The organism is Pseudomonas sp. NFR09, assembly GCF_900111535.1.
Lineage (GTDB): Bacteria > Pseudomonadota > Gammaproteobacteria > Pseudomonadales > Pseudomonadaceae > Aquipseudomonas > Aquipseudomonas extremorientalis.
In genome coordinates this window covers 118744-145259 of record NZ_FOIH01000006.1, presented here as the reverse complement: position 1 = coordinate 145259, position 26516 = coordinate 118744, and the positions used below count along the sequence as shown (strand labels likewise).

Genomic DNA, 26516 nt, shown 5'->3' with positions numbered 1-26516 from the left:
GTCGTGAAAAAACTACATGAAGAAATCTTGCGCAGCTTTGCTACAGGCAGCCTGAGCAAGGAGGGTGCGACCTACCTGCTGCGGGTTTGTGCCCGTCAGCGCACTGCTGAAGAGCCCATTGCGGTGATCGGTATGGCGGGGCGTTGGCCGGGCGCCGAGGATGTGGACGCTCTGTGGAACGTGCTCAGGGCCAACGAGTTCCAGGTTCGCGCATTTCCGGAGTCACGACGCCGGACGATCTCGCCTTGGCTGGGGGCTGATGGCGCGACGGCATTTTTGCCGGGCGCATGGCTGGACGAGATTGACCACTTTGATGCCGACTTCTTCGGCATCGCATCACGCGATGCCGAGCTGATCGACCCGGTGCAGCGGTTGTTCCTGGAGACTTCGTGGCTGGCTTTGCGTGACGCCGTCGGCAATCCTGCGCAACTGCGTGGCCAGTCTGTGGGGGTATACGCCGGCTGTTGCCCGGGCTCGGACGATGTCAATTACTGGCAACTGATCCAGCGTCATGCGCCCGGCGCCGCTTCAGTGGCCTTCACCGGCAATTTGTCGTCGATGTTGCCCGGGCGAGTAAGTCACGCATTTGACCTGCGCGGGCCCAGCATGGTTGTCGACACGGCATGCTCGTCATCACTGGTGGCTGCGCACTATGCCTGCCAGGCGTTGCGGGCGGGCGAATGCCAGCTGGCAATTGCTGGAGGCGTGAAGCTGCACTTGTTTCCGCAGGTATCGGACGACCAGATTGGGATCGAATCGCCAGACGGCTTGACTCGCACGTTTGCGGGGGGGCCAAGCGGCACCGGTTTGGGAGAGGGTGTGGGGGCTGTGGTATTGAAGCCTTTGAGCAAGGCACTGGCCGACGGCGATCGCATTTATGCGGTTATCAACGGCAGTGCCTGCAATCAAGACGGCCGTACTTCAGGTCTCACCGTGCCCAATGTGGTATCACAGCAGGCGGTGGTTGAGTCTGCATGGCGGGCCGCGGGTATCGGGCCGCAAGACATTGGTTGCATCGAAGCACATGGCACGGGCACACGCCTTGGTGACCCGATCGAATTCGAGGCATTGTCTCGCGCTTTGCAACCCCTGTGTGACCAGACAACACGGTGCGCGCTCGGATCGGCCAAGACGGTATTCGGCCACCTGGACAGCGCGGCGGGCATCACGGGCCTGATCAAGAGCGTGCTGATGGTCCAGCACCGTCACATTGCGCCGAGCCTGAACTTCGTTTCGCCCAATGAAAGTATCGACTACCTGGCATCGCCATTGTATGTGAACGATCGCCTGATTCCTTGGCCAGAAAAAGCCGGTCAACAGTGTGGCGTCAGCGCGTTCAGTATGGCCGGCGCCAACTGCCATATCGTCGTTGGTCCTGCGCCAGCGCACACGCCTGTCGAGCGCCCCAAGGTCGGCGCCGAGATGACACGCCGGGCTTTCTGGTTCGCGTACAAGCCCGCCCCGGCAACGTCGATGGAGGCAAATGTTGGCAAGCCTGACGCCGCCCAGGACGTGGTCACGAGGGTTTGGGCCGAACTGCTGGGTGCGGGTGCCGCTGTCGAGGATGCAGACTTCTTCATGTCTGGCGGCGACTCGCTCAAGGCGGCAGTCCTTGCGTCTCGGCTTGCACGTGAGTTAGGGCGAAAGGTCAGTGTTTCGCAGCTATGGCGAACCCCCACGCTCGCAACCCTGCGTGCTGCCCTTCAGCAGGCAAGCGACAGCCATCAAGTTGCGCTGCCACACTATGAGCCTGCCGATAGATACCCGCTCACTCCGGCGCAAAAACACATGATGCTGCACAGCATGCAGCATGCCGACACACTTTACAACGTGCCTTTCGGTCTGCGCCTAGACGGCGCGGTAGACGTCGAAAAGCTGTGCCGACGTGCTCGTGCAGTGGCTGAGGCGGATGACGGGTTGCGCGTACGCGTGGCCATGCAGGGTGGCCAGGCCGTGATGGTGCCTTCTATGTCACAGGCGCTTGAAGTAGACGTTGTCGAGGCTGCGGATGACGCGGCGCTGGAACGGCTGACGCTGCAATTTATCCGACCCTTTTCGCTCGAGAATGGCCCACTGGCGCGATTGCTGCTGGTCCGCCAATCGCCGACAGTTACCTGGTTGCTGATGGACTTTCATCACGTGGTGATGGATGGGATTTCTGTCGCACTGTTCGTACAACGGCTTGAGCAAGCATGCCGTACCGACGACGATTACGTGCTGCCCCCGGCACGCACCGCACTCGACAGTGCTCAGTGGTACGCCGAGCGCGTGGCTAGCGCAGAGTTCACCCGGCATCGCGACTTCTGGACATCGCGCCTGGCACACCGTGGTTCTGGGATGCTGGCTGCTTTTCAGGCGGCTTCCCCGGACGAAACACGCGGAGCACGGCTTACCTTGACACTGGATGCGCCAACATCGCTGGCGGTGACAAACTTTGCGCGCACCAGCGGAGTAGGGCTGTTTGCAACGGTGCTGGGAGCGTTCACTCTGGCTCTGAATGCATTCAGCGGCCAACGTGCCTTTAACATCGGAACCCCGTTCTCTGGGCGTCTTGGCGCAGGCACGGAGGACGTGTTGGGCATGTTCGTGAACCTGCTACCCATGGCGATGGTGGTGGCTCCCGAAGCAGCGCTGAACGATTGGCTGGCCACCCTGCGCAACAACCTGGCGGAATGCATGGACGTACAAGAGGCGCCAATCGATCTGATCGCGCCACAGCCCGGCCCTTTGCGTGAAGCGTTAGGTTTCAACGTGGTCTTTGCGTTGCAGAACATGGCGCTGGGGGCCTTTGAACTCGACCAAGGTGTGAGGGCGACGCCGATACCCTTCTACGACTTGCCGTGGAACGTCGCAAAATTTGATCTGACATTGTTCGCCATGGAGGTCGGTGACCGCCTCGTGCTCAGTTTCGAACGGCGTGTCAATGGCTTGTCGGCGGCCGCGTTGTCGGCCCTGGCAGAGCAGGTAGTTACGCTGCTGTCCGAATTTGCAACACCCCGCGTTCAACAGCTATCCGATTGCCTCGCGCTGCTAGCCGGCGTGGCCGCCCCGCAAATGCACCCTGTCTTCCATTTCTGAGTCCTAAAATGTCCCTAGCTAACGAAATTGATGCGGAAGCTGGTTATGATGTATTGCCAACCGATTGGTTCTCGGGCCCAGTGCCGGCCATTGCGCTTGAGATTCCGGGAGATGTAAATGACTGGATAGAGCGTGTCTGCGCCGGCCAGCCGGTGGCCGAGATGGCCTTGCTCGGCACCTTGGTTGGCGTTGTGGCGGCGTCCTTCTGCGGGCGACAGCAGGTCGCCCTCATGGTCGGCGTCGACGTCAACGATACCTTGGGCCAGCACCCGACACGCTGCGCGTATCTGCAGCTTGATTGCACGCCAGAGCGCAGCTTTGCAAGCCTCGCCAGCGATGCCCTCCAAGTGTGCTCCGCACCGCCTCGGGCCGATAAATCGCCGGTTGCGCAATTGCTGGTCTGCCGATTGGAAAACACTGCCGGGTTCGACAGCATGCCGTTGGTGCTCGGTTTCGAACGCATCGGCCAAGGCTGGTGCGCAAAGCTCAGCGGCACCCGCGCCAAGGAGCTGGCCGACTGGGTATATTGGCTGTGGCAGGCCTTGGTGCATCAGGGCCGCCAGTTCGCTAGCGACCCGCATCGTAATCTCGGCCATATCGACCTGTTGCCAAATGCCCAGCGCACAGAGCTGTTGAGCATCAACGCCACGGGCGCCGACTACTCTGGCGACTGCAATATCGCCGCCACAGTACTGGCGCAGGCACTCCAACAGCCGACAAACATTGTGGTACATGGCGTGGAGGGCGACCTGACGTGGGGCGAACTCATCGACAAGGCCGCACGGTTGGCTGGATGGCTAATTGCACAGGGGGTCCAACCAGGGCAAGTGGTTGCGGTTGTGACAGAGCGGCACGAGAGCACCGTCACCGCGTTCCTTGGAATTGCATTTGCTGGCGGGGTTTATCTGCCTGTGTCCTCGGATTACCCCACAGATCGCATCGAAATGCTGATCGCGGATTCCGACGCGAGGCAGGTCATCGCGATTCATCCTGCTCCCTCGCTGGCGGTACCTGTCACCGCGTGGGCGGACATCCCTTTTACCGATTATTCACCGGTCGCACCGTTATCGCGACGCGGGGATGACCCGCTCTACCTGATCTATACCTCAGGCTCTACCGGGGCGCCGAAGGGGGTGAAGGTCACGCATCGAAATGTCGCTCGATTGGTTGGTAAAACCACCTACATCGACTGGCAGCCCGGTGATCGGATGGCGTTAGCGGCAACGCCGATCTTTGACGCGATAACCTTCGAAATCTGGGGCGCCTTGGTGAATGGGCTGCCGCTGGTCTGTATTCCGAAAGCAGTTTTCCTCGACCCCGACCTGCTGGCCGATACGCTGGCTGAAAAGCAAGTAACGCTGGCATTCGTTTCAACCGCTCTGTTCAACTTTGTTGCATCACGTCGGCCCACAGCATTTGGCGCCTTGCGTTGCCTACTGTTCGGCGGCGAAACCTGCTCGCTGAACCTGGTGCGTGCGGTGCGCAATGCTAATCCGGCGCTTCGTCTGCATCACGTTTACGGACCGACGGAAAACACCACCTTTTCAACCTGCCATGTCGTGGAATCGATCGGCGATCGGCTGTCTATAGGCCGCCCAATCGCCAATACCACAGCCTGGGTGGTCGACGCACAGTTGCGTCCACTGCCGATTGGTGCGCGCGGCCAGTTGCTGTTGGGTGGCGATGGTGTCGCAATCGGCTACCTCAATGCACCCGAACTGACCTCCCGGCGCTTTGTCGAGTTGCCGGCAGCATTGGCTGGGAGCCTGCGCGCGAATGGTTACCTCAGCGGCGACTGGGCACGATGGACGCCCGACTACGCCATTGACTTTCTCGGGCGCAACGACCATCAGTTAAAGGTCCAGGGTTATCGGGTCGAGCTGGATGAGGTTCGGGCACGCATTGCCCTATTCCCAGGCATCACCGAGCTCGAAGTGCTGCCGGGCGAACGCGGTGAAGAAGGCTGCAAGTCACTTGACTGCGGATTTTGCGCCAGCGTGCCTGTGGACATTGGCCAATTGCGCCAACACCTTAGCGACTGTTTGCCGCCGTACATGATTCCGGCGCGTCTCGTCCAGCTCGAGCATCTCCCCCTTACCCTGCAAGGCAAGGTGGACAAAACAGCACTGACCTCTTTGCTCACCTGCACAACAGCCTCACTCGCACTGGTCGATGATAGCCGTCACGAAGTGGACCGACGCATTGCGGCAATCTGGCGCGAGATGCTAAACGTCGAGCGAGTCAGTATCGATGATCACTTTGCTGCGCTCGGTGGTCATTCGATGCTCTTGCTTGACCTTGCTGCTGCAGTATTCTCGACCTTCGGCGTTGAATTGCAGCTGGTCGATCTGGTGCGGCACGCGACACTGCGTCAGCTGTCAGACCTGGTCGTGGAGCGGTCCGCTAATCCTGTACCGGCACCCGCACACGTCAGCCAAACAATCTCTTCGTCAAGGCACCGGCTCCTGCCAACTCAGCTAATGATGTTCCTGGGTCAGCAACGTGCGCCTTCTTCAGCGGCCTATCACATTCCGGTGCTGTTGCGCTTGTCAGGCAACGTTGACGTCCAGGTACTCCAGCAGGCGTGGGCAGACATGCTGGTCGCGCACGAGGCGCTGCGTACGCGTTTTGAGGTGACCAACGACGGTGTTTTCCAAGAGATAGAGGCGAGCGTCGACAACTCGGTGGCGGTCCGCGAAATTGACGCCGCGCAGTTGGACGATTGTGTTGCACAGTCGATTGCCCGTCCCTTTGATTTGTCGCAAGCGCGCTGTGTTCGCGCCCAGTTGTTTATCGCTGATCAACAGAATGCGTGGCTCTTGGTGGTTTGCCACCACCTTGTGATTGATGGTGTCGGCCTGGGCACATTGCTTGGTGATCTGGCGAAGCGCTATGGCGGTAGCTCCCTGCAAACCGTCGGTGCTGCCTGGGGTGCCGAGTTGCAGCGTTGCCTGGACGACATGGGCACCGCGCAAACCGATGTCGACTATTTTATCGAGCACTTGCGGGACGCACCGAGGGGTGTCGAACTGCGCCGCCTGCCCGCAGTGCCTCGCGGTGATGCAAAACTGGCGACGGTCACTACTCGCACGGTCACACCGCAGTTGCGCTCGGCGCTCAATGCGTTTTGCTGCGCGCACGCGGTGACGCCTGCAGTGCCGTTGCTGGCGTGTTTCGCACTCGGCCTTTCGCGCTACGGCGCCGGTACAGACCTGAGCATCGGCATGCCCGTCTCAGGGCGTCGACGCGCCGATGCGGCACGCACGGTCGGTATGTTTGTCAATTCGTTGGGGTTGCGGCTGCGCTGGGACGCCAAGGCGTCGTTCGCGCAAATGATCGCGGAGGTTGCGCAGGAGCAGCACAACGCACTGGAGCATGAGCGCGCACCGTTGAACGAGGTCGCCGCCGGGCTCGGCATAAGCACCAACGGGGTGTTCAATGTGCTGTTCAACATGCAGCCCTCGGGCATGTCGACCTTGGCGTTCGGCGACAGCGTTGCAGCAACCTTGCTCCACCTGCCTTGGAACTCGGCCAAATACGACGTTGCTTTAAGGGTCGACGAGGTTGACGGCAGCGCTGTCGCCATAGGGCTTGAATACCGTCAATCGGTGTTTTTGCCCGCAGAGGCCGCGGCATTTCTCGACGGCTGCGTGGCGTTGCTGGAGCACGCGCTGGCAGCTGCACAGCTGCCGTGCGCGGATCTGTTCGCCCGCAGCGAAAAACAGGCACCATCGAACACCGGCGGCGTACCAAAACTGACGGTGGCCGACACTACCCTGTGGGATCGCGTGGCCTACCATTCGCAGGCGCAGCCAACCGCTCCGGCGCTCAGCGATGTAGACGGCGAACTGACGTGGGCCGAACTGAGCGATCACGCCGGCCGCCTGGCCGCTCGATTGAAGGTGGTCGGCGTCACCCGCGGTGATGTGGTTGCTGTCTGTTTGCCGCGCAGTGCGCGAACCATAGTCGCGATGCTGGCCTGCTGGCGTGTCGGGGCAGCGTTTCTTAGCCTTGACAAGGAATGGCAAACCAAGCGATTGAGTGACTGCTGTGACACGGCGCGGGTGAAAGTAGCCGTCGTCGACGATGCCAGCCTGAACCTGCCCAGCTGCGTTCAACTGCTGATGGAGGATGACAGCGTCGCGCCCGACGACTCTGCCGTCATCGCACCAAAGCCGGATGATCTGGCGTATGTGATTTTTACATCGGGGTCGACTGGGCAGCCCAAGGGCGTCCCCATAACCCACGCCAATCTTGCCAATTACTGCGCATGGTTTGCGCGCTTTGGCCGCCTTAGCGGCGAAGATCGCTCTGCGGTCCTGACATCGCTGTCTTTCGACCTGTCATTTACTTCGGTCTGGCCGTTGCTGTGGTCCGGTGGGTCGGTGCACATCGCACCGTCGATGCCGGCGGTGGATGCAAGTGCGGTGGTTGATTTTATTGCGCGCCGCCGTGTCACCTGCCTCAAGGCAACGCCGTCGCTGGTGAGCATAATGCTCGCCGATTTTGAATCTCGTGCCGCTCGGCTTGCCTCGTTGCGCCTGATTACCCTCGGCGGTGAACCACCCAGACGTGCCGAGATGCTCCGCTTGAGCAAAGCCTTGGCCTGGGTCGAACTGGTCAACCACTACGGCCCGACAGAGACCACCATCGGATGCGTGGCAATGCGGGTCGACCTCGCGTTACATGGTCAGGAGGGGGCTATTCCCGTTGGAGATACGGTTGACAATACGCGAGCGTTGATTGTCGACGAACACCGCCGGCCCTTGCCTCCAGGGCTGGTCGGAGAGCTGTGTATCTCAGGCGTGGGCGTGAGCCAAGGTTATCTGGGCGTTGAGCCGGGGCAAGGATTTTTTCTCGATTCAGATCTTTGCCAAGGGCCGATTTATGCGACTGGCGATGCCGCTTGGTGCAACGCTCGTGGGGAACTGGTGTTGCAAGGGCGGATCGATCGGCAAGTCAAAATTCGCGGCTTCCGTGTGGAACTGGCGGAGGTTGAGTTTCTGGCAGCTCGTCTCAACGGAGTGACTGGGGTCGCCGCCCTTGTCGTTTTAAGCCCCCAGGGAGATGCCGAGCTGTGTCTGTTCTGGCAGGGCCCGCTGAGCGACATTACCGCGCTACGGGCTCAGATGACGCAGAGTCTACCGCCGTTCATGGTGCCCTCGCATTTGCGCCATCTTGATAAGTTGCCCGTCACGCATAACGGCAAAGTGGATGCTGCAGCGCTGCTCGCAAACTTCAAGCCCGCCGAGCGTGAACGCAGCGAACCGGCACCGAAAACACTGAAGCGCGGTGCACTGCTTGATGATTTGCAAGCGATGTGGCAAGCGCTCACTGGCATGGAAGTCGACTCGACCGATACGCCGTTGTTCGAGGCTGGTGGAAACTCGCTGCAGATACTGCGTTTGTTCACGGAGGTGCGTCAACGCTTCGGAGACGTCCTGACCCTGCCCGATTTGTTTGCCTGCGGCACGCTGGCTGAAATCGCCAGTTTGCTGCGCCGGCGTCTCGCTGCTGCCCTGCCTGCTCCGAATGCACGCTGGAGCAGCAGCACGCGAATGCTTGAGCGTTTTGCGCGTCGTCATCAAGCCAGTCTCGATGCGGTACTGATCAGCATTGTGGCGTCTGCGCTTTATGAGCGGGCTGAGGACGACTCGGTATCGCTGGCGTTGTTCATGCGCGGTGAGGGCCGTCAGTTAACCTTTGACTTTGGGCAGTACGACTCGCTTGGGCAGCTACTAGACAACACGGTCGCGCAACTTGAATCGCAACAGCCACTCGCTCCGACCGAGCAAGAATGGGTGCTTTATCTGGAGGATGATCCTCAGCCCGGCGCAGGCCGTAGGGTCTTGTCGCTGAGCATCGCCGCCGATGGCATTGCCGGCCAAGTATGGGCGCCTGCCTCTCAGGCGCCGGCAGCGACCCTGCTGGCGCGTCGTATCGGCCAACTTCTCAATCAATTTCAATAAGGATCTCAATCATCATGCTGGGAATTGTTTTTGCAGGCCAAGGTTCGCAAGTTGCCTCTATGGGGACCGCGTTGTGTCGACGCTATCGTGAAGCGCAAGCGGTGTTTGAGGAAGCAGATGCCACCCTTGAGTGGTCGGTCAGCGAGTTTTGTAGCGCCCCCGACGAGGCGGCACTCTCACAAACCCGATTTACCCAAGCGGCCATCCTTACAGTGGAGATCGCCCTGTTGCGCACGCTTCAAGCACGGCACGCTTTGCCGGTCGCTTTTCTGGCGGGTCACAGCGTTGGCGAATACTCCGCTTTGGTCGCTGCGGGCGCGTTATCGTTCGCCGATGCCTTGCGGCTGGTGGACCGTCGCGGGGTGTTGATGGACGACGCCTGCGACCCTTCGCTTGGCATGGTTGCGGTCAGTGGTTTGTCAGCCAGCATGGTTTTGGCGGTTCATGCCCGCCTGGTGGCGGCGGATGCAAACATCGATATTGCCTGCCACAACGGTCCTGAGCAGGTAGTACTGGCTGGCCCGGTTACCGATCTGGAGCGCATTGAAGACCCACTGACTTTGCTGGGCGCGCGTCTTACGCGTCTCAAGGTCAGCGGTGCTTTTCATTCACGTGCACTGCACGACTGCAGTGAAGCATTGCGCCCGCTCCTGGCCGCCGCTAGCTGGCAGAAGGCGCGCCTTCCGGTAATCGCCAACGTCACCGCTCGCCCGTATCCACGCGAAAGAGAGGAGGCGCTGGAGTTGCTGGCCCGCCAGGTGTGCGACACCGTTCGCTGGACCTCGTCGATGCGCTTCATGGCCATGAACGGCGTGACGCATGTGGTAGAGATCGGCCCCTCCAGCGTGCTTGCTCGCACGCTGCGCAGCACCGTGCCTTCGTTGTATGTGACGCCGTTCTGCGACGTCGATGACTTGCAGACGGTGGAGGACTTCATCCGCCCGCTACGCCCTGCGGCCATCAGCAACGCCTTCATCGGGCGTTGTCTCGCCCATGTTGCCGCAACGCGCACGCTTCGTCAGCCCGACGAGCATTTTGAAGCGCGCTGTCAGGTGCCATATCGCGCAGTACTGGAACGCTGGCAGGTGACTCGTGACCAAGGAACGATGCCATCCCTTGAAGACTTGGGCGAAGCAGTCTCCTTGTTCGAAAACGTGCTGGCAGCCAAGGGGGCCTCAAGCGCGGAGGTACAAGAGCGCCGCGAAGAACTTACCTGGTTCGACCGCCACGGCATCCTCACTTCACAGTTTCCACAAAATGGACCGGATCAAGCGTGAAAAAGAAGTTTTTATTCGAGACTGCCGTTGAACCAATGAGCCCCACTCGCGACGATATCGCTGTCATTGGTCTGGCCGTCAACCTGCCGGGGGCGCAGGATGAAGCTCTGCTGCTGGAACTGCTGCGCGGTGGCAACGACCAGACGCGAAATTACCCCGAACACCGCGTTGCCGATGTCAGCAAGTTCGTCGATTACTATCAGAGTGACCGCAGCCAGGCGGCACATTTTTTTCGTGGAGCCTGGCTTGATCGTGTCGATCTGTTTGACCGCTCGCCGTTCCACATGACGGTCGCCGAAGCCAATCTTTGTGATCCTCATCAGCGGCTGTTCCTGATGGCAGCATGGCAGGCCCTGAACGATGCAGGTTATGGCGGCAATGCGCTCAAGGGGACGCGCACGGCGGTGATTGCGTGCGGCGATACCAAAAAGGGCATCAGCTATTTGAATCTGGTGACCGAGCAGGCGTTTGACATTCTGCCGCTCGCGCTCACCGGCAACAATGCTTCTTATACTCCGGCACGCCTTTCCTTTCTTCTTGGCCTGCATGGGCCGGCCAGTGTGGTGGACACGGGATGCTGTTCATCCCTTGTTGGCATACATCAGGCATGTCTGGGTCTGCTCTCGGCCGAGTATGATTGCGCCGTCGTCGGCAGCAGCGAGTTAAACTTCATGCCGCTGGATACCGGCTTGCGCGTCGGCATTGAGTCATCGGACGGGTCGACACGCAGCTTCGCCGCTGATGCCAGCGGTACAGGCTTGGGCGAGGGCGCTGTAGCGGTGGTTCTAAAACGACTCCAGGATGCCCAGCGTGATGGCGATGCGATTCATGCGGTGATTCGCGGCAGTGCTGTCAACCACAGCGGGCGTTCCGCCGGCTTAACGGTTCCGACTGCCTCCGGTCAAGCGGATGCGATTGGCGAGGCGTGGCGCCATGCGAATATCACAGCTGACGAGATCGGCTATATCGAGGTGCATGGCACAGGGACACAACTGGGTGACCCGATTGAGTTCGAAGGGCTGACGCGGGCTTTCAGGCGACACTCGCCTGCCGTGCAGACCTGCGCGATCGGCACATTCAAGAGCCAGATCGGCCACCTGATGAACTCGGCTGGCCTTGCCGGATTTGTTAAGGCTGTGCTGAGCGTCAAATACGGTGAGCTGTTCCCCTCGCTCCACTTTATCGCGCCGAATCCGTCTATCGACTTTGTTGGCTCACCGTACTATCTGAACGACCGTCTTCGTGGCTGGCCGCAGGGAAAGTCAGCCATAGCGGGGGTGAGTTCTTACAGCATGACGGGCACCAATTGCCATGTGGTGGTGCAGGCCCCGCCCTCACGCAAGCCGGTTCCCTGTGAGCCTGGTGAGGTACAGCTTTGCCTGCAGGCTGCATCGCCTGAACAATTGCGTCATTACGCCTTGAACTTGGCTGACTGGCTCCAGACTCAACCCAGGGTGGAGCTCGCCGATGTGGCGTATACCCTGGCAACCGGTCGCGCCAACCAGCCTTACCGCTGGACGATACGGGCCTCCGAGCCCGCCGAAGTCTTGCGATTGCTGCGAGCGGCAGCCAATCCCGGCTCGGCCCATGAGCAACCTGGCGACCATAAGTGGCTTGTCTACGCTACTGTTGAGTCGGGACAATTGCCTAAACTCCCGACGCGCCTCAGCGGTCGACGCGTTCATTTGCCGGCGCCGCCACTGAACCTGGAGCGGCATTGGCTGGACCCCCATAGCCCGACGTTGTTCGAGGCGAACGGCGCCAGAGGCATGGGGCAGCGGCTGCGCGAGCTGGTCGAGCCTTGGTTGCGCGCGCGTGCCGCAGACCCGGAAGTCGCGCACCTGCTGGAGCAAGTCGAGGCGCTGGACCTTGCGGCGGTCAGTCATTTTGTACTCACTGGAGATATTGAGCGCGATCAGGGCCCGCTGACCGCGCTGGTGCAACAGACGTTTGCGCGCAAGCTGGGGCTGACCAACGTCGACCCACAGACAAGCATCACTGAAATGGGCGGGGACTCCATGACCGTCATTCAGATTGTCGGCGCCTTGAACAAATACATGACCGTGCTGCTGAACGATGTTTATGCCAATCCCACCGTCAATGATCTGGTTCGGTGCTTGCTGATCAAGCGCCATGATGAAGCGAGTAAACCCGAACTGTTTGCACGACACGTGTTGCAGATGGATGCATTGCTGGAAGACCGTACGACGCTCGAAACGCAGTTGCAGCACTATTACCAACAACGCCAGGCAGCGCAGCATGCTCTCGGGCCGCTGAGAACCGATCGGCGGTCACGCACGGTACTTTTGACGGGGGCGACCGGCTATATGGGCGCGCATTTCTTGCGCGTGCTGTTGGACAGGCAAGACTGGCATGTGATCGCGCCGATAAGAGCCCAGACGCCGGAGCAAGGCATCTCGCGTTTGCAGGCGGCGCATCTGCACTATCACGCCAGACCGATCAGCGCCGCTGAACTTGAGCGTTTGCAGGTCTTCTGCGCAGACCTGGGTGAACCTCGCCTAAGCTTATCGCAAACCGATTGGCACGACTTATGTGAACAGGTGGACGAGATTATCCATTTGGCCGCACGTGTGCGCCATTCGGGTGACGAGGCGCGCTTTCAGCACGACAATGTCGCGGCTGTCGAACAGATTATTGCCTGCGCCCAAACGGGGCGCCGCAAGCGGGTGCACTTCGCTTCTTCTACGGCAGTTGCGCATGGTCACTATGACGAGCCGCCTTTAGTACGCCTGTACACGGAATTCGACCGCAGCCTGGCGCCGGCATACAACAACCCTTACAGCAAGAGCAAGGCCGCCGCCGAGCAGTTGCTCGGGCAGGCCAGCCAAGCGGGGGTGGACGTTAATATTTATCGGTTTGGCAATGTCCTGTTCCACTCGCGTACGGGCCTTTTCCAAAGCAACGTTGAGGAGAACGGTATCTATAGTCTGATTCGTGCATTTGTGGTTCTGGGATGCTATCCAGACTCACCGCGCCGCGAGCTGGATTTCGGTTTTATCGACGAAATGACCCATGCTTTTTTCGCTATTTTTGATCGGCCAGCACTCAATCAGGGCTGCTATCACCTGTTCAACGAACATTGCGTCAGCGTCAACGACATCTGCGAAAACTTTGCTGCACTGGGTTATCCAATGAAGCGTATGCCGCTTGGCGAGTTCGTCCGCTATATCAACACACCGCAGGTGAAAGAAACTCACGGCCGGATTGTTGACCGCCTGTTGTTTCACATCGGCTACCTGACACTCAACCTGGAGGCTGTCTCGACACTCTGGGAGATTGACAACTCCTATACGCGCGACGTATTGGCCCGCTGTGGATTCCAATGGTCGAAGGTGAGGCTCGCGCATATCGATAGCATGGTGCGGGCGTGCCCGGAGCCGAATTTTTTCCCAGCCTTGGAGCACCGATGATGGCGAATACTAGCGGACTCATGAGTCGGTACCTTTTTCCTGCCGGGGACTTGCAAAACGTCCAAGCGTTGATCGTCTGCCTTCCCCATGCGGGCGGTAACTTGCACACCTATCACGCATGGGCGGCCCACCTTCCGTCCGGCATCGGCTTGATGGCTTGGCAGGCACCCGGTCGCGGCTGCCGCATAGACGAGCCGATCCTGGCCGATCTACCCGCCATGACCGATGAAGTAGTGGCTGGTATCAAGGCATTGGAAACTACGCCATTCGTGCTTTTTGGCCACAGTTTCGGCGGGTTGCTTGCGTTTGAAACGGCCCGTGCATTACGACGTGCCGGTCAATCGCTGCCAGCACACTTTGTCGCCTCCGGTTGCCTGCCGCCGCCGTTGACGCAGGCCCGACGGTCCAAGTACCAGGGTCTGGATGACAATGGCGCCATGTTTGACCGGCTGGTGGAGGACGGCGGTGTCCCTGCCTCGCTTCAGCCGCACCGGGAGGCGTTCCTGCCCATGATGGGATCAGTACGCGCCGAGTATCAGGTCATGGCGCAATACTGCTTTAGCGAAGAAACGCCTCTGGCGATCCCACTAACGCTGTTCTGCGCCAGGGACGACAGGCTGGTAGGCAGTGTCGAAATGGCTGGCTGGTCTGCCTTGTTCGACGGCGATGTGGATGAAGTGGCGTTAGAGGGCGACCACTTCTATGTAGACGCTGCTACTGCCGCTCAAGCCGCTGCCTGTTACTTGGGTAAGATCGCGTCGGATCTGCTGCGCGCAGACGCAGGAGATTAAGACTGTGACTCACCCTAAGAAATTTTCACTCACGTCCTTTATCATAGCTCGCGGATTTGGCTTGCTGGCTGATGAGATGTTTTTGTTTGCAGTGCCTGTCGCACTCTATGTGGCGACCGGCGAGCTGGCTTGGGTCGGTTTGTCGGTCATGGGGCTTACGGTATGGCGTGTGCTGCTCCTCCCCTGGTTGGCGCTGTATATCGACCGCCATCGCTTGAGGCCGCAATTGCTGTCAATCGATGCGGGGCGCATCGTGTTGACGGCACTGATGGCCCTCACCATCAGGTGGCACTGGGTGACGATTGCGCTCGCGGGCGCCTTGGCGCTGCTCAACACTTACAGTTTCATCATGCTTGAGAAAACCGTCGCCTCTCACTCTGCGCCCCATGAGTTGGGACGTTTGCAAGCGCGGTTACAGACCATCGAGCAGATCGCGCGGGTAGTCGCTCCCTCGGTCGGCGGGTTTACGCTTTACTTGGGCGGGCTACGGATGATTGCGCTTGTTGCTTGCGCTATCTTCGCCTGCAGTTTGTGTTCGCTCTGGTTTGGCTTTCGGCCCGATGAAGACAAGCCTGTACCAGGCAAACACAGCAGTGTTCTGAAAGGGGTTCGCACGTTATGGTCGCGGCCACGAATGGTGTGGCTTGTGGCCGTGTCGATGGCGAGCAATCTGGTGGAGTCGCTACTTATGTCATTGGCTCCGATGATGTTTATCACGCGTTTCCACATGACGGAGGTAGACCTGGGCACGTTTCTCAGCGTGACAGCTGCTGTTTCGATTGCGGTCCTCTCCGTGTTGTCATTGCGCGGTCATGTGTACATCGGTCGCACCTTCGCGCATACGCTGCTGATTGCCATGGCGGTGGTCGCCCTAGTTATTCCTATGGCCAACACGCTTGGCGTGTTTGCCGGCCTTTATTTGGCATTTATCATCATGCGCACAGTTTTTGTGATTCACGTGCGCACTGAGCGCGCGCGCGCGATCCCCTCGGCTGACTTCGGCAAAGCGCTGGGCGTCATGATTGCCCTGTTGCAACTACCGATCCCGGTCTCGGGGTTTCTCATTTCGATGAGTACGCGCCTGCATATTCCGATAGACAGGCTGCAATGGGGCGCCACTTGTGTGGTGATCGTCGCCTGTGGGGTTCTGGCGTTATTCTTGCGTCACCGGACCAGAATACCTAAGCTCACTCATTAGCATTATCTGCACAGAAACAGCCTCTCAGACTCCCTTACGAGACACGCATGCAACTTTATTTATACGACACCTGGCAACGCGAGACTCGCGCATTCGAACCCCTGAACGCTGAATACGTAGGCCTATATTGCTGTGGTCCGACTGTTTACGACTACGCCCATATCGGTAATCTGCGCACCTACATGTTTGAAGACACCCTGCGCCGTGTTTTAGAGTTCAACGGCTTTTCCGTGCGTCATGTGGTTAATATCACCGATGTCGGTCATCTTGTTTCAGATGGAGACGACGGTGAGGACAAAATGGAGAGAGGCAGTCGTCGGGCGGGAGGTGAGTCCGCGTGGGTGCTGGCTGATCGCTACACCGCAGCGTTTCAGGTAGACATGCGGGCTCTGAATAATCTGGAGCCGACTCTTTGGTGCCGCGCCACAGAGCACATTGCCGAGCAGATAGACTTCATTGCGAATATCGAAGCCAAGGGTTTTACCTATCGCACGACTGACGGTATTTATTTTGACTCCAGTCAACAAGATGACTATGGTTACCTAGCGCGCCTTGACTTGGCCGGCTTGCAAGCTGGTTCGCGGGTCGAGATGGGAGAAAAGCACCATCCGACCGATTTTGCCCTGTGGAAATTCAGCCCTCTGGACAGCCAACGCCAAATGGAATGGAACAGCCCCTGGGGGCGCGGGTTTCCCGGTTGGCACATCGAGTGCTCGGCGATGTCGAGCAAATATTTATCGCCGTGGTTCGACATTCATTGCGGCGGTGAAGACCATGTTGCCGTACATCACACCAACGAAATTGCCCAGAGCCAAGCGTGCCACGGCACGCGAGCGGCAAATTTCTGGATGCATGGGTATTTTCTACAGTTGGACAACGTCAAGATGTCCAAGTCAGGAAGTGATTTCCTACGGCTGCAAACTGTGATTGACCGAGGCTATGATCCGATGGCCTATCGCTACCTGAATCTGAGCGCCCATTACCGCAAGCAGTTGAGCTTCAGTTGGGAAGCACTTGATAGTGCTCAACAGGCGCTTATGCGTCTGCGCGTCAGTTATTTTGGCTGGCCACAAGGCGGCGAAGTTGATCAAGCCTTCAGCGAGGCGTTTTTGCGCGAGGTCAATCAGGACTTGAACACCCCGCGAGCACTCGCGCTGGTATGGAGCCTGGTTAAGGGCTCGTTGTCGAATGCCGATAAAAAAGCAACGCTGCGTCATTGCGACCAAGTGCTAGGGCTGGCGCTCGACAGCTGGCAACCGGTTGAGGCGATCATTCCAGCTGAAGTCATGGCACTGTTCGAAACTCGGCAGGCGGCCCGTAAGGCGAAGAATTGGCAAGAGGCTGATGCTCTGCGTAAGCGTATTCTTGAGCTGGGCTATGTCATCGAAGATGGTGAGCACGGCGTGACCATCAAAGCGGTATCGTGACTACATGAACGCGCCTGGATTCGTCTTTCTGTGTAGAGAGGGCTGCATGGGAACTACCAGTTCGTAATACCGAGTACCCAGGTACGTAAACGAATTCCGGCAGCCTGGCTCAAAACCGCATCAGTTTCAACATAACGTGAAAGCCGCGTTGTTTCTGGCTGCGACAGTTTCAATTCTCTAGCGCGTCAGTTCGAACCGGCTTTTGGGTACATTGCGACAGTTTTGCGCTTCCTCCAAAGGAGGCAGAATCTCGTGAATTCCGTGTACCGTTTGTGACAGTTTTAATTCTCCAAATTCAGGGTATCAGCAGGCCCTACCTGGTGTTTACGGAAAATCCGCCCGGGTAGACCTTCCCGCAAGTGTTTTTCAATTTCGGCACAGATCCTGTGCGAATGCCTGGTCAAGCAAGCTCGGTTTCTTTTTCCAAGGTTTTGTTTCGGGATCCGGCTGTGCAGCGTAAAGCGTCACTGCATGGGGGGGGAGGGCGCTTGCAGGTGCTGCTCAAACTCCTTCTGCAGCTGCTGTCGCAGTTCTTCTTTGGTCATTCAGTTGCTCTCGCTGAAATTGTTGCCGACGCTGCATCAGTTGCAGCGATATTTCACATCTCTACTGACATACGATCAGATGGGTACTTACGCATGAATTCCATGCTATCGCCGGCCGAGGCTTTCAACCAATCTCCATAAAGCCCCGGGGCAGAATCACGACTATACGTTTTTCATCCTGGGGCTTGTGAAAGTTGGCCATGAAGGGGTGGTCTTCTGCATTGATCGTGAGCATGGTGAACCTGTGCAACAGATCTCTGGCACTCAGGACACGCCACTGCTCCCATAGCCCTGCAATGCCCATCAGCTCGCCTTCAGCCCGGATAATTTGAGTGGAACTCGCGGATTTCGCCAGTGAATTGACAATCAATGGTGGCCGGCGCAACTTGTCCACGACCATGACCCGGTGTGGGTGATCATCAAAAAACCAGAGTCCATGCCGTACGTCCGAACGCTGTTCGTTATAGAACAACCGTTCGGCGACGCCGAGATTGAAGGGCTGTTCCAACTACTCGCTCTCGTCAGAATGCGACGATCTAGCTTTACGCCAAAAAATTTGGATTGTCGCCGTGCTGGCTCATTCGTCAATCTGGTTTTTTGTTGTTCCGTTTGCTATCGCAGCGGCTATTCCTGGGCCTGCCCAAGGTGCCTTACTGGGCCAGGCGGTCTCTCGGGCGCCAAATCGACCTTGCCGTTCATCGTAGGCATGGTCTTAGGTAACCCCGTCTGGTTGCTTGTCGCAACTCTTCGCCTTACGGCACTAGAACTCCAGTTGAGCAGGTTTTCCTTGCAGTCAAGTGGTTTGGAGTTGCCTTCATTCTATTTATCGCATGGGATCTATGTCGAAAAAAATGCCAATCAACCTCGAGCTCCTGCCCATCGTTCAGCGGGCCGTGGTTTGCTATCGGGTGCTCTGTTGACGCTGAGCAATCCAAAAGCAGTCTTTATTTTCGGTGCAGTCGTGACTCACGCCTTTGATCTAATTGATCTTTCCGTCCCAGAGGTTTGTTCATAACCGCGCTAGGAGTTGGCATTAATATCACCGTTCAGTTGCCCTATCTCCTCGCGGCTTCACGTATTAAGCGTGCAATTCGATCACCTAAAGCCATGAAACGCCTGAATCGTACCTCCACAGGTGTCATGACTGGAGGCGCCGGATGTATGGCAATTCGCGGTGTTCGTCTGGCAAACGTGTCTTAAACTGGTCATGCAGGAACCCACTGATGGGGCAGCAGTTGACCGATCTCACTTATCCGCTGCGTCTGCAGCCGCGTTAGAGCATCCTTGAGATAGACATACGGATCATGCCCATTGAGCCGTGCCGACTGGATCAGACTCATGATCGCCGCCGCCTGGGACGGTGGTGAGAAAGCGGCGCAGCGAGTTAAGAAAGTGAGAGGGAGGTGATTCGGGCTGCTCATGACGCAAATGCTTGTATGGATCTGCCCAGTTCCTAGCGAACACAATAATACTGAGCAATCAGGTATCAGCGATCAATGCCAGAATCTCCCATCACTGATTGGTTGTGGCGGCTTTTGGTATTGTCTCAGTATTGCCTAGATCGACCTAAATGGTTTAGTACTCCAGCATTACGTTTTATCAAAGGTATTTTTTGAACGTTGCCGCAGTGATAGCGGTTGTTGTTCCGAGTATCACCGCGCAAGGCATAAAAATCGTCATGGGATTGAGCGAAAACGGTAAGGATAGGTAAATAACCCAAGGCACGATCAGCAGCGGTAGCACTGCTCGCTTAGCGCGGTGGTACACAAAGCTGCTTTCTAGTCCTGAGCCAAATTTGCGTAGGTCACGGCGCATTAACCCATCAACAACGCCAGTGAGCAAGCTTAGTAAGAACAGTGGCGTGGCTAAGACCAGAATCGTCAGGCGCACCACAAAAGTGAAGGTGACGTAGACTGCAGCCAGCACGAAATCTTCAACAGTCACGTAGAGCTGATTGGTCCAGCCCCAGAACCCGTTGCTCTGGCTCGACATTCGGGCCTGCCGCGCAAAGTCCGCAAATCCAGTCTTGCCCAATAGCCAATGATTGAGGAGGTCGAGTACCTGAACGACCATCTGTCCAGGTTGTTTGAGAATGAGTGACGATTTGAAATGGTCGCTAAGCCAGCTCAGTTCATTGGTCAGCATGACTTGGCTGTGTCTCCAGCCTTGATCGCCCCAGAAGAAGAGCAGACCAGCCCACTCGATCAAGATCGAGAACAGTAATGAAGCAATCAACAAACCGATGATGCGCAGAACCAAGCCGATCGCCGCAATAATCAACCCAGTACGCTGGCTCGATTGTGGCGGCATGTTCTGCAATGAAGTCGCCATTGATAACTCCATTGTGTGTTGCAGCGTTGATATGGGCACGATGCCATCTGAACCATTTGCCGTTAAATCGAACAACTAGGTTGGGCTATCCGACCTGATCCAGATTGAAGTTTGTAGTTGGTCCACCACCACCCGTACTCCACCACTGACCCGCCTGCTCGTTGTAAGCCGCCCGCATCATCTGGGTGAGCTCCTGCAGGTCCTTGGGCATAGCATCGTCGTTGGAGGATTTTGGCAACGGCATGCGGACTTTCCAAAGCTGACCACCGGCCTGGAAGGAGAACATTTGCCCCTTGGGCAAACTGACGATGTGAGCCGGTTCGATCAGCGGCACGCTGGTGCTGCTGACACGGTCCTGTGAGGACGAGGTGAAATCCGTGTTGGCCTCCGGATCGGAGGTGTCGGTCGCACCCGAGACCAGGGTCTTGGTCAGCACATTAACCTTGGGCAACTGCTGGGTGAGCAGTTCCGCGGTCGCGGTTTCGCGCACCCGCAGCATCTGTAGAGTGTTGAAATTGCCGACCACCTGGCCGGCCTTGGCCCGGTTGCCGATTCGCGCTTCAATATCACTGAGGGTCTGGGTGTAGGCGGTTACCTGGATACCGGCGCCGCCACCCTTATTGATTAGCGGGATGAATTCATCTCCCATTAACTCGTTGAACTCATCGGCGTGCAGGTTGATCGGCAGCTTTTCACTGCTGCTGCCCGATGCGGGAAGGCCGTGGTCAATACCATGTTTATAGATGTGGCCCGCGACCGAAACCAAGTCGGCAAACATGGAGTTACCCACAGCAGCGGCCACCTCGGCGTCGGTCAGCGCATCCAGGCCGACGTAGACGATGCCGCGTTTTCGGATGATCTGCATCCAATCGAAGATCGGCCGCGGGTCATCCAGATCGGTGTAATTCGGTGCAAGCAACTGGGCGGTCTTGCCGGTGGTGAGTTTCTCCAGCAGCGGCAGTAGCGAGGCAACGATTTTATCGAAGTAAGTACGGTCGTAGCGCACCGCCGAACGCAGCCCGTCCATTACCGGATCAAATACCCGTTTCGCCGCCAGGTATTGCTCGATGGCCACGACCCGCTTTTCGCGTCCTATCATATGCCGGGGAATGTTCTTCTCTGTGAGCTTGCCTTCGAACTGGACGATCACTTCCCATGCTTTCGGATCGGTCTTGGCAAAAAACTGCTGGGCGTATTCGATGAACAGCGCATCGATGTTGACCACGTGCCGCTGGATCTGCAGGTAGTCCGGACGTCGGCCCAATTCGATCAAAGCCCGGGCAATGATGTTGACGAAACGCCATGCGAACTCACGGAAGGCCGCGGAGTTACCTTCACCACTGAGCTGCCCGGCGATGCGTGATGCCACTTCCGAGATACGACCGAAACGTCCCACCGCGTTGTAGCGGGCAGAGATTTCTGGCCAGCCCAGATGGAAGACATAAAACTCTTTGTCCCGACCGGCGCATTTGGCTTCGACGTACATGCGCTTGAGCAAGTCGGCATCGCCCTTCGGGTCGAAGACAATCACGACTTCATGGTCAACGCGGTGAATGTCCTGGGTGATGTACACCTCGGCGAGCCGCGTCTTGCCGACGCGGGTCGTGCCCAATACCAGGGTGTGACCGACCCGTTCGCCCAGTGGCAGACTGACTTCCGTTTCATCGGGCTCGACCCCATGCAGTAATGGCGAGCCTCCTACCGGTGGTAAAGGGCGCAACGGATTGAAGGCACTGTCCAAGGCGGTGACACGCGCCAATGTCGAGAGCGGAAACGGTGCATGCTCAAGGGACTGTTCGAGTCCACGGGCCAGGCGATAGCGGGTCGGTTGGTCGACATAGTGGGCGATCGCTGGATCCTGAGCCTCGACCAAGCGCTGGGTATGCAGGCGGGTCCAGCGAAACCCGCGTCCCATGAACAGACGCTTACAACTGACCGGAATCTGCCGACTGGTCAGCTCGTAGCGGGGCAGCCGGCGGATATTGCGCCGATAGCGCAACACTTCCCAGGCTTGTCGCAGGCGTATCAGGCCGAATAGGGTATAGGCCAGCGCCACAACCAGCCCGATCTCGGGTGACAGGGCCACAGCCCAGGGCGAGCACACGCACAACACCGCTGCGGCGATGCAGATCGCTACGGTGTACAACTCCACCGCCGGCCGGAGCTTTGACTCCATCGCATGCTCTGCCATGACCTGGACTCACTGTTCCAGTGAGGTGTCGGTGATCAAGACGGGGTAGTGCTCGATCTGCAAGCGAGTGGCGATGTCGTTACCGTTGACCGGCAGGATGGTGATGCCCGGCGCGGCGGCTCGAATCCGGGCCAAAGCTTCGGTATCGGTTACTTCAACCGCTAGACCGGCTGCGCCCATTTCCTGCAGTTCAGGCGCGCGTTGACGCAACCAAGCCAGTGAGTGGGTATCCTCACCCACCAGGAAAAATGGCCGTAAGCCTGGCATGTTTAGGGCGCGAGACTTGATTTGGCCTGGGCTCAAGTGAGAGCTGCGAACGGGTAATATCCAGGTTTCATCGGCAAACGTGGACAAGTCCGCATGTATGGCCCGACCAGGCTGGAGATTGTTGTTCATGGGCGGCCTGGCAACTTGAAAATGGGGACGGGTGAAGCCGCCAAACTGGTCCTCTGCAACGGATTGTTTCGACTGCGCGAAAGCAGCCAAGAGCAGGAAGAAGTAATAGGTAATAGGAATTCGTTTCATGGTGGTGTGCCTTGTTCAGCGGAAGCCTGTAGCCGTGCGAGTTGCCGGGAGAATCCATCGCGGTAACGCGCGGCGGATAAACCTCCCGCAGGGCGGTGATAACGCCCAGCGGCTGAAACCCAATCACCGGTGACGGCGTGATGCTCTTGCAGCAGGGCGGCAGTCACAGCCAGATTGCGGTAGGGTTCGAGAGCTTCGCAGGGACTGGAAAAGCGTTGTCTGTGATAACCCAGGTTGGTTTGCCCTAGTCCGGCGTCGACCCGCTTAGCGTCATATTGTGTGAGCGCCTGGAGCAAGGCGTGGCATGCGGCCTGGCGAGTGGCGAAACGGTAGGGTGTTCCGGCGATATTCAGGGTCCAAGGCCACGGCAGCAGTCGACCACGGACGCGAATACCGCTCTCCTGTAAGGCAATTGCGAACAACACCGTAGAAGGGATGTTGGCGTCATGCGCCGCCAGTTGATAAGCCGGAGGCGGAAGTTCGTTAGCCTGAACCGCGTGCACCGTCAGCAGGAGCGCAATAGCAATCAATCGAGACGTTGCCATTGTCCATTCGCCTGTTGAAATGTGGCGGGCAATGGCCCCGGAGCCCCCAGGCTGAACCACCGACCACGATCATGGTTCAGGGTGATCTGCCGGCGTTGAACCTTGGCCGGATCGATGTCCGCTTGCCGAGCCCAGCTGCGGACGCGTTCATCCTCGCCTTGGCTGCCCACCAGGTAGATATCGAACGCCGTATCACTACTTTGCAGACGCTGCGCTTCGGCGGTGCACGCAGAGCAGTGTTCTTCGACAAACATAGCTCGGCGCGGCTCTACCAGTGAGCTAGCAGAGGGCGGGGATGCCATACCCTGAATCGGCAACAGTCCCGGAAACAGTTTGGCCCAAGCCGCTGTATAAGCGTTTTGGTACGCCAACTCGCGTTTGGCTCGTTTGGCTTCCAGCGTCACCTGCAATTCGGCATAGCGCTGGCGCTCTTGATCGGTCTCTGCCTCGACACCTAGCGCAGTTAGGGGATCGAGATTCGGGCTCCAGAAACCACGTGGGCCGGCTTGGATCTGTTTGAAGTGTGTCCACTCCTGCTCTGTGAGACCCCAGCTTGCGGCTTGTTCAAAGTGCGAGCGTCCCAGCGGAGTGGATTGTGTGTTCTGGATCCGTGACGGTGTCGTGACAGGGGTGCCCAGCGCAGCGCCCGTGCTAAGCAGTGAAACGAGACAGACGACGGGCAACAGTGGTGCTCGGTTCATAATCGTGTCTCAGGGGATTTGCACTGTCTGGTCTGGATGAGCGGTCACTGCGAAGATGGCCGCGTTCGGCTCTAGCACTTTCAGTTGCCATGTGCCGAGCTGCTCGCCGTTGTGCAGCAACCGGATATCGTTGAGCGAGCGACTATCAGGAGGCACGACCGCCAGAAAGCGCTCGCCACCACGGGACTCGACACTCAACACTGAGAATGGCGGCGGGAGCGGGGCAGGCTTTGGGCGAGCGGTTTTCTTCGGCTTGGCCGGGGAAGGTGTAGGTGCTTGAAGTGGTGGCTGTGGCTTGAGGTCCAGGAGTTGCTGCTCGACGTGCTCAAGCCGTGCGCGTAGCGCGTTCATGTCGGCTGCGGTGGTTCGGTCTGCCAGACGATCGCGCAGTTCCTGTATCTCTTGCGCCCATTGATCCAGCATCGGATCGAGGGTATTGGCCTGTTGCTCACCGGAATCCACCATCTGCTTCAGGTCCTTCAGTGCGTACTGCAGCTTCTCCTGCGCGTCTTTGAGAGCGCTCGAATCACGTTGCAAGGTTTGCAGGATCTGTAGGTGCTGGGCGTTCGCATTTTCCAGCTCGATCACGCGTTGATACTGGTTATACAAACCACCACTTAGCCCAGAGACCGCCAGGCAAAGTGAGCCGACAATGAGGGTTTGAAACGTCGAGGCTTTCATGGACGTGCCCCCGACTGATGGGACGAGGTGGGCAGTAACCGCGAGACGCCAGCCTTCATTTTCTGGCGTTCGAAGCAGACCGAACGGCTGACCTCATCGGTCGTGAGTTGCCAGGCGGAGCCAGCCAGTACCTGTAGTGCGCTGCGTAACGGAATCGGGCCGAGCCGGTAATGGGCTGCAGGCAAAGGCCGAGTGAGAAGTGTCTTTACTGGTTCGGTGGCAGGGCAGAGCGAATAACCCGAGCGCTGCAGCACGTAGTGCATCGCCTCCTGTACCGAGGGATTAAGGTTGGACGGTATGCTCACATCAATTATTTGAGCGAGAAGATCACGTTGTTCCGTGGTGGGCTCGGTGCTGACCAGCGTATAGCGGCCATAGCGGAGTTCTGCAGGATGGCTTTCTTCATCCGTGCCCCTTGAGTTCTGGGCCTGATTGGAGCCACCGCCGATTTCTGGATGGGTCGGCAATGTATTGGAAATCTGTGCGCTGCAGGCGCTCAACAAACTCAGCAGGCAGATAGGCGTGAGAAAACGCTTCATGGAAAAAAACTCATGTCAGATTCAGTGCAGAGCTTGACATGAGGTGAAGGAGCGATTCAGTTAGAAAGTCGATTTATGGCATGTCGTATTAACGCTAAATGAGTTGCTATGCATCATGGATCGCGATCCATCCAAGACAGCAGCATCAGAATCTAAGATCAACAATCGCACATCAGCCAATGTCGCCAGATACAGTAGGTTGACCAAAGCCTCCAGCGTCCGGTATCGAGCTGATCTTACCTCCGCGAGGATTGCCCTCGATTTTCACCAAGTTATCGCCATTCCAGAGAGTGCAAATCAGCTTACATCTGTCCCCATTGCAGTCTAGGAGGGCAACGGGTTCAAACAGCAGCCGGCCTTGAGTCGAATTGCTAACTCGGCGTTACGTAAAGACAGGACCAGAAGTGGAAGGTACTACTGGTTTATAAGCTCTATGCCTGTAGCGGACCATGTGCGTACGTTCGCGGATATGCAAGCACTCTCCAAATGATTGCTTATTGCTGGCTCGAGGTGCTGGCTTTTAAGCCGAGCCTTGTAGCTGCTCGATCCGAGGCTTTTCGTGCCTGACCGTCCATCCACATTCGGTTTTTGCGCTCTTCGGTCGTTCGTTCTGCCCCGACTTCTTCAGGTGTACCTGAGCGAAAGGTGGGGGCGGGCGAATATTCAATAATGAGCTGCACATGTTTTGCTGCACCTTCTCCACAAAGTAGTGCGGCCAGCGTCATGCCAAATCCAGACCTGCTGTGACGCCTCCCCCGGTCAACCGATTTCGGTCATGCACGATACGGCCCGTTTCATGCACAGCCCCCATGAGTGACAACAGATCGGCCACGCCCCAGTGCGCTGTCGCCCGATAACCGTTCAATAATCCTGCTGCTGCAAGTACTAATCCTCCGGTACAGACATTGGTCACATACTTAGCCGAAGCACCTCGATCTGCGAGGAAGCTGAGCGTCTGCTGATCTTCCATGGCAACCAACGAGCCCATCAGCCCGCTAGGTACGAACAACACATCCAGATCCTTAGGGCAGTGCTCAAAGGTGATATCCGGTGTGACGCTGATCCCGACATCGGTTGAAACCGGATCTAGCGTTTTCGCGACAAGATAAATGTCACACCCTAGTATTCGGAGGATAGTCTGCGGCCCGAGCTGGTCAAGCAAGGCCATACATGGATGAACCAGTATTTCAATCTTGCGTCCAGCCCCTGGAGCCCTGGTACGTGACATTGGCATCTCCGCTTCCATTTGTTTGGCGCTAGCCTTTCCCCAAACAGTAATCCGCCCGC

At 58.0% G+C, this 26516-nt stretch carries 16 protein-coding genes and 2 pseudogenes; 7 read left to right on the top strand and 11 right to left on the bottom strand.

The features are described from left to right. The first annotated feature begins 3 nt into the window (after positions 1–3). Genes BMX59_RS15115 through cysS form a run of 7 tightly spaced genes read left to right on the top strand, consistent with a single transcriptional unit; the run spans position 4 to position 17171 of the window. Positions 4–3078 (top strand): beta-ketoacyl synthase N-terminal-like domain-containing protein, encoded by a 3075-nt coding sequence (locus BMX59_RS15115; RefSeq protein ID WP_093122900.1) that lies wholly within the window; start codon positions 4–6, stop codon positions 3076–3078. 8 nt (positions 3079–3086) lie between these two features. Beyond that, the gene (locus BMX59_RS15110; RefSeq protein WP_093122896.1) at positions 3087–9047 is read left to right on the top strand and encodes a non-ribosomal peptide synthetase; all 5961 of its coding nucleotides are present in this window, start codon (positions 3087–3089) and stop codon (positions 9045–9047) included. A 14-nt stretch (positions 9048–9061) separates the two neighbouring features. Continuing rightward, positions 9062–10324 (top strand): ACP S-malonyltransferase, encoded by a 1263-nt coding sequence (locus tag BMX59_RS15105; protein ID WP_175486684.1) that lies wholly within the window; start codon positions 9062–9064, stop codon positions 10322–10324. Continuing rightward, positions 10321–13755 carry a beta-ketoacyl synthase N-terminal-like domain-containing protein gene (locus tag BMX59_RS15100; protein ID WP_139212889.1) on the top strand — a complete coding sequence of 1145 codons (3435 nt, stop codon included), beginning with the start codon at positions 10321–10323 and terminating at the stop codon, positions 13753–13755. Before BMX59_RS15105 ends, BMX59_RS15100 begins: the two co-directional genes overlap by 4 nt. Next, on the top strand, positions 13752–14546 hold the full coding sequence (locus BMX59_RS15095; RefSeq protein ID WP_093122885.1) for a thioesterase II family protein: 795 nt from the start codon (positions 13752–13754) through the stop codon (positions 14544–14546). The genes BMX59_RS15100 and BMX59_RS15095 overlap by 4 nt, the downstream gene beginning before the upstream one ends. A 4-nt stretch (positions 14547–14550) precedes the next feature. Further along, positions 14551–15744, top strand: coding sequence for an MFS transporter (locus BMX59_RS15090; RefSeq protein WP_093122880.1), 1194 nt, complete (start codon positions 14551–14553; stop codon positions 15742–15744). 47 nt (positions 15745–15791) lie between these two features. After that, positions 15792–17171: a cysteine--tRNA ligase gene (gene cysS / locus BMX59_RS15085; protein WP_093122876.1), complete on the top strand. Its 1380-nt coding sequence runs from the start codon at positions 15792–15794 to the stop codon at positions 17169–17171. A gap of 883 nt (positions 17172–18054) precedes the next feature. Here cysS and BMX59_RS31130 read toward each other — a convergent pair. The 11 genes and pseudogenes from BMX59_RS31130 to BMX59_RS15030 all read right to left on the bottom strand — a co-directional run. Further along, positions 18055–18224: pseudogene (locus BMX59_RS31130) on the bottom strand (TraC family protein); the annotation flags it as partial. Between the two features lie 697 nt (positions 18225–18921). After that, positions 18922–19071: pseudogene (locus BMX59_RS15070) on the bottom strand (transposase domain-containing protein); the annotation flags it as partial. A gap of 244 nt (positions 19072–19315) precedes the next feature. Next, on the bottom strand, positions 19316–20047 hold the full coding sequence (locus BMX59_RS15065; protein WP_093122872.1) for a TIGR03747 family integrating conjugative element membrane protein: 732 nt from the start codon (positions 20045–20047) through the stop codon (positions 19316–19318). Between the two features lie 85 nt (positions 20048–20132). Further along, positions 20133–22238, bottom strand: coding sequence for a type IV conjugative transfer system coupling protein TraD (gene traD / locus BMX59_RS15060; RefSeq protein WP_093122869.1), 2106 nt, complete (start codon positions 22236–22238; stop codon positions 20133–20135). Between the two features lie 9 nt (positions 22239–22247). After that, complete coding sequence (locus tag BMX59_RS15055) at positions 22248–22763, bottom strand: integrating conjugative element protein (protein ID WP_093122865.1); 516 nt, start codon at positions 22761–22763, stop codon at positions 22248–22250. Further along, the gene (locus BMX59_RS15050; protein ID WP_093122860.1) at positions 22760–23308 is read right to left on the bottom strand and encodes a lysozyme family protein; all 549 of its coding nucleotides are present in this window, start codon (positions 23306–23308) and stop codon (positions 22760–22762) included. The genes BMX59_RS15055 and BMX59_RS15050 overlap by 4 nt, the downstream gene beginning before the upstream one ends. Further along, a complete protein-coding gene (locus BMX59_RS15045; RefSeq protein WP_093122857.1) occupies positions 23290–24009 on the bottom strand; it encodes a TIGR03759 family integrating conjugative element protein in 720 nt (239 codons plus the stop codon). The genes BMX59_RS15050 and BMX59_RS15045 overlap by 19 nt, the downstream gene beginning before the upstream one ends. Before the next feature lie 9 nt (positions 24010–24018). Continuing rightward, a complete protein-coding gene (locus tag BMX59_RS15040) occupies positions 24019–24690 on the bottom strand; it encodes a chemotaxis protein (protein ID WP_093122854.1) in 672 nt (223 codons plus the stop codon). Further along, positions 24687–25229: a PFGI-1 class ICE element type IV pilus protein PilL2 gene (locus BMX59_RS15035; RefSeq protein ID WP_093122851.1), complete on the bottom strand. Its 543-nt coding sequence runs from the start codon at positions 25227–25229 to the stop codon at positions 24687–24689. Before BMX59_RS15035 ends, BMX59_RS15040 begins: the two co-directional genes overlap by 4 nt. Before the next feature lie 494 nt (positions 25230–25723). Continuing rightward, the gene (locus BMX59_RS30165; RefSeq protein WP_139212888.1) at positions 25724–25954 is read right to left on the bottom strand and encodes a hypothetical protein; all 231 of its coding nucleotides are present in this window, start codon (positions 25952–25954) and stop codon (positions 25724–25726) included. Continuing rightward, positions 25951–26457: a DJ-1/PfpI family protein gene (locus tag BMX59_RS15030; protein ID WP_256572965.1), complete on the bottom strand. Its 507-nt coding sequence runs from the start codon at positions 26455–26457 to the stop codon at positions 25951–25953. The genes BMX59_RS30165 and BMX59_RS15030 overlap by 4 nt, the downstream gene beginning before the upstream one ends. Between the last annotated feature and the right edge of the window lie 59 nt (positions 26458–26516).